Origin of the sequence: Vibrio sp. 10N.261.51.A3, from assembly GCF_041471965.1 — a bacterium.
GTDB lineage: Bacteria > Pseudomonadota > Gammaproteobacteria > Enterobacterales > Vibrionaceae > Vibrio > Vibrio crassostreae_C.
In genome coordinates this window covers 1-10,589 of the sequence record NZ_JBFRPK010000088.1, presented here as the reverse complement: position 1 = coordinate 10,589, position 10,589 = coordinate 1, and the positions used below count along the sequence as shown (strand labels likewise).

Sequence of the window (10,589 nt, the reverse complement as noted above, 5' to 3'; positions counted from 1 at the left end):
TTTCAAGATTTCAAGATTTCTAAGCCCTACGTCACTTTTCTAACCTCTGACTTTGCGTCATTCCGAGGAGCCTAAGCGACATCAGGAATCTCTTCTCTTAATCTGACTTCTTAGTCGAACGAGTTACCCGCAGCACTTCTTGTATTTCTTACCACTGCCACAAATACACGGATCATTACGGCCGATTTTAAAGCTCTCAACGGTTTGATTTAAGCGTGGGTCAATTTCTGGTTGTGTAGTTTGTTCCTGCTCTGGGAAGGTACCATCAATGTAGTACCAAAGACCGTCTTCACGTATAAAGCGAGAGCGTTCTTGCATGCAGTATTGTGCGCCTTCTTCATTGAAGTAAGCTTTAAACTCAACAAAGCCTTCGTCTTGGTGCGAGCCTACCGCAGTATCGATGACTTCTAGTCCTGCCCAATCACTGTTGATAGATTCGGCAATACCTTCTCTTTGCGCTTCTGCGTTGCAGCTAGGGTGGTAAGTCGCAACAACATAGTCAACTAAACCCAACACGTGCGCTGAATAACGAGAGCGCATCAACTGTTCAGGCGTTTCAACAGCACTGTGGTGAAGGTGCGCTGATTCACAGCACTGTTGGTAAGTATTTTTGCTACCGCATGGGCATAAAGACATAGTCAGATCCTGTAAAAATGGCCTCTATTAAGAGGCCATAAGTGAATGCGTGGGAGTTTACCAAGAAACGATCTCTCACCAAAGTTTGGTTTCTGTTGAAGTTATTGAAATTATCAAAGTGTTAGCGCGAAGTTTACTATTTCAAGGCTGGAGACAATAGCTCTTGTGCCCAAGTCGTTGCTTCATCGTAAGCTTGGCCTAGTTGAGCCTCACTGAGCTTGAGAAGTTTACGAATGCGCGTTGCTTCGTCCCATCGGGCTTGTTCATAAGCAATAACCATGGCCAAAATCGCACCTAACACGCCTTTACGTTGGATAAGGGCCTGTTTAATCTCATCGTCGATTGGCACTGAGTCCAGTACTTGCTTCAACGGTTGGTCAAAGAGTGAGTCCAACAGAGAGAACATACCGGTCAAAAAGGCTTGTCCAGGCTCAACCTTAACATTCATCTTCTCAACCAAGAGTTCACACTGACGTGCGCGTATTACCGCTAAGCCATAAAGTGAGTCCGGCTTATCTTCTTTCGCGGATGCGATAGCCACCAGTGAAACGAACTTACGCAGTTTCTGTTCACCAAGGTAAATAAGCGCTTGGCGGAATGAACGAATCGTTGTTGGTGAACCGCCAGCGGAGTTTACGTAGGTAAGTAGCTTATACGACATGGTCACATCGAGCGTAATCAAACGCTCTACTTCACCAAAGTCGATAGGGTCGTGCGCAATCTCTTTTAACAGCTGAACGGTCGTCAGGAATGCCGGGTTGAGCGCACGCGTTTGGATCATCTCTGGCTTGCTAAAGAAATAACCTTGAAAGTAGGTGAAGCCTGCTTTTTTCGCTTCTTGGTATTCTTCGTACGTTTCTACTTTCTCAGCAAGGAACTTGATATCTAGCCCTTTGAGAGAGTTCATAAACATCGCTGCTTTGGCAATTGGCGTCAAACGGATATCGAACTTGATAATTGAAACGTAGGGTAAGAAGCGCTTCCAAGCTTTACTTGGCACAAAGTCGTCTAGCGCAATGGTATAACCCGCGTCAAAGATGGTTTTGATTGCTTCAAGTAATTCGTCTGTTGGTTCGCAGTCTTCAAGAACCTCAACAACGAGGCTTTCTTTGGGGAACAGAGTAGGGACTAAGTTGATTAGGCTTGCATATGGGAAGTTCACGAACCCAAGCTTATCACCCAACGTATTATAGTGGGTCGATAAGAAGTGATCGGAAAGCAAACGGCTAGTAGCGAGCTCCGGCTCTACTTCAGGGAAAGTGTTCTTAGGACCATCCCTGAATAGCAACTCGTAACCTATGGTTTTCTTGCCTGTGTCGAGTATTGGTTGACGCGCTACGTATGAATATTTCAACTTGGTACTGTGTTCGGTTTATTTCTGGTAGAGAGATAATAGCTAATTCACTAGAAATTACCATACACTTTCTAAGAAAGTCTGACCGACAATAATAATCAAAGTGAAAGTTTAAGCGTGATGTTAAAAGCTATTGCTAAACGCTCGATTCTGTAGTTCAAAACTTTGCGGCGTGAACACCAGCACTGAGCCTTGCGTATACCAATCGCCAAGTACGATACGGGTTTTAGTGCAATTGTTAGCATTGAATGTATGGATGTCTGGGCGGTGAGTATGGCCGTGGATCATCAGATCGACATTGTTTCGTTCCATCACATCTTCGACTTCTTGCTGTGTCACATCCATGATGTCGAGAGACTTGGTCTGCTTGTCATCTTTGATATCTGATTGAACCTTTGAAACAATTTTCTTCTTGATGAAAAATGGAATTCGGTTGAAGACCCATTGTAACCATGGCTGATGCACTTTTTCGCGAAAGGCGAGGTACTTTACATCTTCAGTACATAGGGTATCTCCATGCAATACTACCGCTTTTTGCCCGTAGATATCGATCGTAGAAACTTCGTCGAGAAGTTGTACGCCCGTTTGCTTAGCAAATTTTTTGCCGACTAAGAAGTCGCGGTTCCCTTGAGTAAAGTAACAAGGCACGCCTGTTTTCACTAAGTCGATAAACGCTTGGCGGATAGAAGTCGCGAATTCACTCTTATCATCGTCACCAATCCAGAATTCGAAAAGGTCACCTAATACGTAAAGTGCATCCGCTTCTACGGCTTCTTTCTTCATAAAGGTTAAGAAGCAGTCTGTGATGTCTTCTCGTGACGGAGAAAGGTGCAGATCTGATATAAAATATGTTTTCATAGGTCTAAAAAAAGGGAGCGATTCGCTCCCTATATCCTGATTTTATCGGCTCATCAATACTAACCGAAAGCGATGAATTAAGCTTCGATTGTAGTACCAGTGATGATCACTTCTTCTAGAGGTACATCTTGGTGCATACCCATAGAACCAGTGCTAACACCTTTAATCTTGTTTACGATGTCCATGCCTTCAACAACTTCTGCGAATACACAGTAGCCCCAACCGTCTAGGCTTTCGCTACGGAAGTTTAGGAAAGAGTTGTCGTTAACGTTGATGAAGAACTGAGAGCTGGCTGAATGCGGTTCCATAGTACGAGCCATTGCTAGCGTACCAACTTTGTTCGCTAGACCGTTGTTTGCTTCGTTCTTGATCGTTGCACGAGTTGCCTTTTCTTTAAGGCCAGAAGTCATGCCGCCGCCTTGAATCATGAAACCATCGATAACACGGTGGAATAGTGTGTTGTCGTAGAAACCGTCACGGCAATACTGTAGAAAGTTTGCGCTTGTTTCTGGTGCTTTTTCTTCGTTAAGTTGAACTTTGATATCACCAAAATTTGTGTGAAGGATGATCATGATTGTTACCTTACTGTCTTTTTAATATGAAGTTCGAATTCTAGCGCATGTTGGCAGACTTTCAAATCACCAAATCATTAACTTAACTCGGATGTTTGAGGTAATTCCTGCTTTTAGGGATTACCTATTAAGGTATGACTTGTTATACTGCGAGCTTATTTTGATTAATCCATAAAATAGATAGAGATCATGCTGAAGATATATAACACGCTCACAAGACAGAAAGAGGAATTCAAACCAATTACAGCTGGCAAAGTCGGCATGTATGTCTGTGGGGTAACCATATACGATCTCTGTCATATTGGTCATGGTCGTACGTTCGTTTCTTTCGACGTAGTAACTCGTTACCTTCGTTACCTTGGTTACGATTTGAATTTCGTTCGTAACATCACAGATATCGATGACAAAATCATCAAACGCGCTAACGAAAACGGTGAGTCTTGTGACTCTCTGACTGAGCGTTTAATCGGTGAGATGCACGCTGACTTTGATGCATTGAACATGAAGCGTCCAGATGTTGAGCCTCGTGCGACAGAATACATCACTGAAATCATCGAGCTTGTTGAAAAGCTGATTGAACGTGGTTTCGCATACGTTGCAAGCAACGGCGACGTGATGTTTGAAGTAAAGAAATTCGACGAATACGGTAAGCTTTCAAAGCAAGACCTTGATCAGCTTCAAGCGGGTGCTCGCGTTGATGTTGAATCTGCAAAACGCAGCCCACTAGACTTCGTTCTTTGGAAGATGTCTAAGCTAGGTGAACCTACATGGGAATCGCCATGGGGCCCGGGTCGTCCAGGTTGGCATATCGAATGCTCAGCAATGAACTCGTCTATTCTTGGTAACCACTTCGATATCCACGGTGGTGGTTCAGATCTGCAGTTCCCTCACCACGAAAACGAAATCGCACAGTCTTGCTGCGCGCACGGCACTCAGTATGTAAATACTTGGATGCACAGTGGTATGGTGATGGTAGACAAAGAGAAGATGTCTAAATCACTGGGTAACTTCTTCACTATCCGTGACGTGCTAGCACATTACGATGCTGAAACGGTACGTTACTTCCTAATGTCTGGTCACTACCGTAGCCAGCTAAACTACAGCGAAGATAACCTAAACCAAGCTCGCGCATCACTAGAGCGTCTATACACGTCACTTCGTGGCCTAGACCTTACAGCCGCTCCTGCCGGTGGCGAAGAGTACGTGACTCGATTCTCTACAGCGATGAACGATGATTTCAACACACCTGAAGCTTATTCAGTACTGTTTGAAATGGCTCGTGAAATCAACCGTATCAAGCCTGAAAGCATTGAAAAAGCAAGCGGACTGGGTGCATTGATGCGTGAACTAGCAGACATCATCGGTATTCTTCACCAAGAGCCAGAAGCCTTCCTACAAGGTGATGCGGCAGGTAACGACGACGAAGTGGCTGAAATCGAAGCGTTGATCAAACTGCGTAACGACTCTCGTGCTTCAAAGGATTGGGCAAATGCCGACCTTGCACGTGATAAGCTAAACGAGTTGGGTATTGTTCTGGAAGATGGCCCAGAAGGTACGACTTGGCGTCGTAAGTAAATCTTATAAAAAGGGCTGATTTTCAGCCCTTTTTTCTAGCACGAATTCTCTATTTTCACCTTTTCTATCTTCAACTTTTAATTAACAGGAATATTTCTGTGGCTCAGATGTATTTTTATTACTCGGCAATGAATGCGGGTAAATCAACAACGCTTCTTCAATCTTCATTCAACTACCAAGAACGTGGCATGACGCCAGTGATCTTTACGGCAGCTTTGGACGATCGCTATGGTATCGGTAAAGTGAGCTCACGAATTGGTCTGCAATCTGAAGCTCAGCTGTTTAAAAATGACACCAACATGTTTGATGCGATCAAAAAGCTCAATGAGGAAGAAAAGCGTCATTGTGTTTTGATCGATGAGTGCCAATTTTTATCGAAGGAGCAGGTGTACCAATTAACAGAAGTGGTTGATAAGCTGCACATCCCTGTACTTTGTTACGGCCTACGTACCGATTTCCTGGGTGAACTGTTTGAAGGTAGCCGTTACTTACTGTCTTGGGCAGATAAACTTGTTGAGCTTAAAACAATTTGTCACTGTGGCCGTAAAGCGAACATGGTAATTCGTACCGACGAGCACGGTGTGGCGATTGCTGAGGGCGACCAAGTGGCTATTGGCGGTAACGACAAATACGTTTCTGTTTGCCGTCTGCACTACAAAGAAGCGTTAGGTAAATAAGCAGCTCTATTTGCTAACGCGAAAGAACGAAAAACGGTGACCAAGTGTCACCGTTTTTGTTTATTGGGCCTGTGTTTTGCTTTCTTCCAAGCCGAGCTTTTGTTTTATTTCCTGCCGAGCTTTTACTTTGTTCAAAGTCTAACTTTTGCTTATTCGAAACCGAGCTTCTTCAATGCTTGATAGGCGTGGTCAACGTCGTCGGGGATCGGCATCTCAATCTGAAAGCCTTTCTCTGGGTAGGATTTGATTCGCTCGTAATCAGCAATTAATGCGCCTAACACCATATCTAACGGCAACTCTTCGTTAAAGTAATCATCCCAAGTTTGCCATCGCGACGTCACGGTAATCTCGGAAGTTTCGTCAGGCCATTGTTTACTGAAGGTTGCGTAGGTACGTTTCTCCATGAAGGGCTTCTGAACTAAGGTTAGCCTCTTCGGCGATAACCCTTTTTCTGTCAGCAACTCATGAGTGAATCGTACATTTTCCCCAGTATTTGTTGCGTGTTTCTCTATGATAATGTCAGAGTCAGGCACGCCACAATCTCGTGCGATAGAAGCGAATGTTTCTGCTTCTGAGCGTTCAAAGCTTCTTTCGGTAAAGCGTCCCACACCGCCAGAAAAAACGATGTAAGGCGCGATCTGTTGGTGATAAAGCTCGGCTGCATATTCAGCTACGCGAGTATCGTTGCTACACAATACAAAGATACAGTCGGAAGGCGTAACCTTGTGACCCATCGACATAAAGTTCCAAAGGGTGTCGACTGAGCGATGCAGTTTTATGTTGGGATTTTTGTTAGCAATAGATTGTTCAGTCATGAAGTGCGTCCAGTGTGGATTCGAATTTAAATGAATAACCTAAGTCGAGAATCTTCTTCGAAGAGATTAACTTGTCTGGGGTATCAACAACAGCGGGCAGAGGCTCACTGCTGTTGGCGCTTTTCAGTGCCGCGGCATAAAACTCCGCCTTACTGACTGTATTTGGTGTGGTCACGTTAACTATTTCATTGTGCAGTTGACTGATAGCGAAATCGACAGCACCAATTGCATCATCAAGGTGCAGCATGTTGGCTGGAGCTTGAGTGCTGACTTGTTTTAACTTGCTTGCGAAGCGTGATGGGTGACGGCTTGGGCCGATTAAGCCACTAAAGCGAAGAATGGTGTAGTCGATACCGGAATCAATCACTGACTGTTCAGCTTGCAGCATGATTCGTGCGTTATCGGAAAATAAAGACGCGTGCTCGTTATCTGAGGTCGAAAGGGGGAGTGATGCATCCAGCTCGTTCAGCACACCCGGCTTAGTTGGGTATACCGTAGTTGAACTAACCATAATGAGCTTTTTAATGTTGGCCTTTTGGCATGCATTGGTGAGTTGCTGCCAGTAGTCGGCATACTCTTGTCCTGCTCCTTTTCTAAAGCCAGGAGGGAAGCTGCCAATCACAATTTCAGTGTTGTTTTCGAGTAACAATGAATAGAGTCGCCCGATAGTCTGTTGTGGATCGGATGAATCAAAGCTAAACACTTCACATGGAATTTGTTCGCTACCAATGGCATCTGCTCCCGCTTGGGTCGTTTTCGTGACCACTACTCGGTTACCATGTTTTTCTAAATGTTCAGATAAAGGTGCACCTACCCATCCTGCACCGACAATAAATATAGAAGCCATGTGTTCCTCACAACTGCAAATGACGAATTTACAATAAGCCTAACAAAGCTTTGCCCAAAAATGAAAAAACTCCACGGCCGAAGCAAGTGGAGTTTTTACTAGAACAATGGAGCTTTAGTTTAGTACGCGAAGAAGCTTGTCTGCGCGCTCTGCCATCTCGATACCTTCATCTGTTAGGTAACCGCCGTCTGGCTGAGTACAAAGGTTTTTTTCGAATAGGCGCTTAACAGCGTCTTGAGTTTCTTGAGCAGCCTCTTGATGGACTTTAATTCCAGTAGCTGCACTACTTACATCAAATTGAAGAAGGAGGTTTAAATCAGCAATATGTTCAGCGTTGTACTTCATAATTGACCTATATATTCATAACGTTCTCTACCTTCACCTTAGTGCGCATTCTCGGCTCAGGCAATAGCAAATAAAGAGAATTGATAAGTGATACCAAATTGATTGATTAATCATCGAGTGATGAGTTTATTTTGGTTATATTGGGTGATTTGCACCCACTTAAATCATCAGTGATGTTTATTGCTAAGTGGTTGTAATATATTGTGACTAGAAATAATTTGCATTGAGCGAATATTGTATAAAAAGGATATGCATAAGTGAGAGCGAACAAAGTAGCATTAACGATCAGTATGCTATTTGCTATCTCAGGTTGTCAAAGTACACCCTCAGAGCAGACAGACGCGAACCAAACCACAAACAACAATAATGAATCGACAATAGAGGTCCGTTCATTTCAGTCTGTCCAAAGCGTTTACTCCGAATGGGAAGTTAAGCTTGAAGACCATGCTCAATTGTCTCTCTATGCACCAGAGAATTACAATGAACTATTAGACGCATGGGATGATGCTGAAAGCATTTATGCGGACTTACTTAAAGACGAAACTCGGATAACCAAGAGTTACTCCATTTTTTCGAGCCTAACTTACGCTGAAGCCTTCGATGAAAAAATCGCTTTGATCAAATCAAACTATGACTCGATCTTAGTGTTAAAGAAGAAGGCTGATCGAGTACTCGCGGATTCGATTGTCCAAATGGATTACCTGAAGTTTCTTGGCGCAGATACCATGTTTACCTCGAGCTACAAACGTTTGTATTCAGAATACAGCGAGTTGTTCGAGTATGTGCTGGTCGATGAGCTTGAAGACGCTCAAGAAGCGCAGGTGGAATTTCTTAACAATGCTCGCTTACTAGAAGTTAAAGTGGCGCATAAGAAATACATCGAACCTTTGAAGAACGAATTAGAGTTCTTGGAAGATGAAGATTTCGATGACGTTGTTCCACTGACGTTTGCTAAAGCGGCATCTCAAATTGCTTTGGCAGAAAGCCAAGTGAAAGCCAGTCCCCGTGAAAAGTCTATCATTGAAGACGCAGTTCACGCTGCGGAGTTCGAATTAAACCACGTACGCAGTGTTGCTCATGAAGTCAAAGTGCTGGCGAGCGTAAAAGGCGACCAGTTCGAACAGTCGGTTTTGAATGCAGAGAACCAGTTATTGAGCATTTCACGAGTGGTTAATGATGAAGATCACCGTGATGTTGTATTGCGTCTTCAGTCTCAAAAAATTGTAGCGAGTGTTAAAGCGCTGAAAGGCTCAGACATGACGGCGTCATTAAAGTCAGAGATTAAAACTTTGACTGAGCAATTAGCTAAGCTGGAGTCTGAAAACCAGAAGCAAGCGCAGCAACTGTCTGAAGCAACCAAGCACAGTGAGTTGCTCGGTGAGCAGATTACCAAGAGTGATGCTCACATTAAAAGCTTAGAAGAGTTAGTGGATAGTTTGAAAAGCTTAGGTGGCAAAGTGGCCAACGAAAGTGACTCTGATGTGATGTCCCCAGCTGTTGAATCTACTCTAGAGGATTCAACCCTAGAACAATCATCAGAAGAAGTGATTGAACCTTCGGTTTAGCATCACTAATTTCTTTATTTGTGATTGAGTTAAAAGCGCCTTAGGGCGCTTTTTTTACGTTCTGTTGATCTATGTCAAAATCTAGAAATAAAAGCGCTCTGTGAGCCATTTTAGTGTACGTTATTCTTTGATTTTCAACTTAACTTGTTGATATTTATAGATGTGTTATTTTCTATGCTGATAACTAATCATTCAGCAGAGTTTTCTTTTTACTACTAAAGTCGTATGAATTTGGAATAACTCGGACTATTTGCTTTCAACAAGGCTGTGAGAGCTATTTTGTGCCTAAAATAGCTCTTGAATTCAGAAATGAAAGAGAGGATTATCGCGCTCCCGACGACATGTTTCAAAATGTAAATCATCATGAATCTAAACCAATTTGACTCATTATTACCGCCACAAATGGCTGAGCGCGCTGCAGATATTGGCGTAGGTAAAGCAACCAAAGATCCAATCAAATCTTTTCTCCTAGCGATTTCCGCTGGCATACATATCGGTATTGCGTTTGTGTTTTACACCATCGTAACGACTGGTGCTGGTGATTTGCCGTGGGGTATTACTCGCTTATTAGGTGGTCTTGCATTTAGCTTGGGCTTAATTCTCGTTGTTGTTACCGGTGGTGAGCTATTTACCAGTTCGGTGCTGACTCTGGTTGCTCGTGCAAGTGGCAAGATTACTTGGCGCACGCTCGTTAAGAACTGGGCTACGGTTTATGTAGGTAACTTGATTGGCGCATTGCTGCTGGTGGCTTGTATGTTACTGACCAAACAGTACATGTTCGACCAAGGCCAAGTGGGTTTGAATGCAATGGCGATCTCTCAACATAAGATGCACCATGATTTTATCCAAGCTATCGCGCTCGGCATCATGTGTAATGTATTAGTTTGTATCGCGGTATGGATGACGTTTAGTGGACGTACTCTGACTGACAAAATTGCGGTAATGATTTTACCTGTAGCGATGTTCGTATCGGCTGGTTTTGAGCACTGTATTGCAAATATGTTCCAAGTGCCTTTAGCTATCGGCATCAAAACATTTGCTCCAGCTGAATTTTGGACAATGACGGGCGCTAATCCTGCGGACTATGTTGATCTGAACATGGCGGACTTTTTGATGAACAACTTGCTGCCCGTTACCATCGGTAACATCATTGGCGGCGGTATCTTTGTTGGTATGTGGTACTGGTTGATCTACCTACGTGACTAATAAAGGTGGCGCTATCGACAAAGATGGCGTGACTAACTCAGTTGACGAGATGAGTTAACGCTCTGTGGAAACACTGAACTGACTTATGACATTTACAAGACGGCCTGCATTGCAGGCCGTTTTTTATTGTGCGCCGAGC

General features: G+C 43.7%; 11 protein-coding genes. 4 read left to right on the top strand and 7 right to left on the bottom strand.

Annotated elements, in window-relative coordinates:
- Positions 1 to 123: 123 nt before the first annotated feature.
- The 4 genes from AB4371_RS19505 to AB4371_RS19490 all read right to left on the bottom strand — a co-directional run bounded on the left by AB4371_RS19505 (position 124) and on the right by AB4371_RS19490 (position 3,420).
- Positions 124 to 636, bottom strand: coding sequence for a YchJ family protein (locus AB4371_RS19505; protein ID WP_017060272.1), 513 nt, complete (start codon positions 634 to 636; stop codon positions 124 to 126).
- Positions 637 to 772: 136 nt separating this feature from the next.
- Positions 773 to 1,990, bottom strand: coding sequence for an EAL and HDOD domain-containing protein (locus AB4371_RS19500; RefSeq protein WP_372150525.1), 1,218 nt, complete (start codon positions 1,988 to 1,990; stop codon positions 773 to 775).
- 123 nt (positions 1,991 to 2,113) lie between these two features.
- Positions 2,114 to 2,848 carry a UDP-2,3-diacylglucosamine diphosphatase gene (gene lpxH, locus AB4371_RS19495; RefSeq protein ID WP_017060274.1) on the bottom strand — a complete coding sequence of 245 codons (735 nt, stop codon included), beginning with the start codon at positions 2,846 to 2,848 and terminating at the stop codon, positions 2,114 to 2,116.
- A gap of 77 nt (positions 2,849 to 2,925) precedes the next feature.
- Positions 2,926 to 3,420 (bottom strand): peptidylprolyl isomerase, encoded by a 495-nt coding sequence (locus AB4371_RS19490; RefSeq protein ID WP_017060275.1) that lies wholly within the window; start codon positions 3,418 to 3,420, stop codon positions 2,926 to 2,928.
- Positions 3,421 to 3,609: 189 nt separating this feature from the next.
- On the opposite strand from AB4371_RS19490, the gene cysS reads away from it, so the two are divergent.
- Positions 3,610 to 4,995, top strand: coding sequence for a cysteine--tRNA ligase (gene cysS / locus AB4371_RS19485; RefSeq protein ID WP_061039411.1), 1,386 nt, complete (start codon positions 3,610 to 3,612; stop codon positions 4,993 to 4,995).
- A 98-nt stretch (positions 4,996 to 5,093) separates the two neighbouring features.
- Positions 5,094 to 5,672 (top strand): thymidine kinase, encoded by a 579-nt coding sequence (locus tag AB4371_RS19480; RefSeq protein WP_017060277.1) that lies wholly within the window; start codon positions 5,094 to 5,096, stop codon positions 5,670 to 5,672.
- Between the two features lie 149 nt (positions 5,673 to 5,821).
- On the opposite strand, the gene AB4371_RS19475 is transcribed toward AB4371_RS19480, so the two are convergent.
- The 3 genes from AB4371_RS19475 to AB4371_RS19465 all read right to left on the bottom strand — a co-directional run bounded on the left by AB4371_RS19475 (position 5,822) and on the right by AB4371_RS19465 (position 7,679).
- A complete protein-coding gene (locus AB4371_RS19475; protein ID WP_032545711.1) occupies positions 5,822 to 6,487 on the bottom strand; it encodes a YdcF family protein in 666 nt (221 codons plus the stop codon).
- Positions 6,480 to 7,334, bottom strand: coding sequence for an NAD(P)H-binding protein (locus tag AB4371_RS19470; protein ID WP_017060279.1), 855 nt, complete (start codon positions 7,332 to 7,334; stop codon positions 6,480 to 6,482). Before AB4371_RS19470 ends, AB4371_RS19475 begins: the two co-directional genes overlap by 8 nt.
- A 114-nt stretch (positions 7,335 to 7,448) precedes the next feature.
- Positions 7,449 to 7,679, bottom strand: coding sequence for a TIGR02647 family protein (locus tag AB4371_RS19465; RefSeq protein WP_017060280.1), 231 nt, complete (start codon positions 7,677 to 7,679; stop codon positions 7,449 to 7,451).
- Between the two features lie 257 nt (positions 7,680 to 7,936).
- On the opposite strand from AB4371_RS19465, the gene AB4371_RS19460 reads away from it, so the two are divergent.
- The gene (locus tag AB4371_RS19460; protein ID WP_017065323.1) at positions 7,937 to 9,244 is read left to right on the top strand and encodes an ATPase; all 1,308 of its coding nucleotides are present in this window, start codon (positions 7,937 to 7,939) and stop codon (positions 9,242 to 9,244) included.
- A 363-nt stretch (positions 9,245 to 9,607) separates the two neighbouring features.
- On the top strand, positions 9,608 to 10,450 hold the full coding sequence (focA, locus tag AB4371_RS19455) for a formate transporter FocA (protein ID WP_372150524.1): 843 nt from the start codon (positions 9,608 to 9,610) through the stop codon (positions 10,448 to 10,450).
- Positions 10,451 to 10,589: the final 139 nt, after the last annotated feature.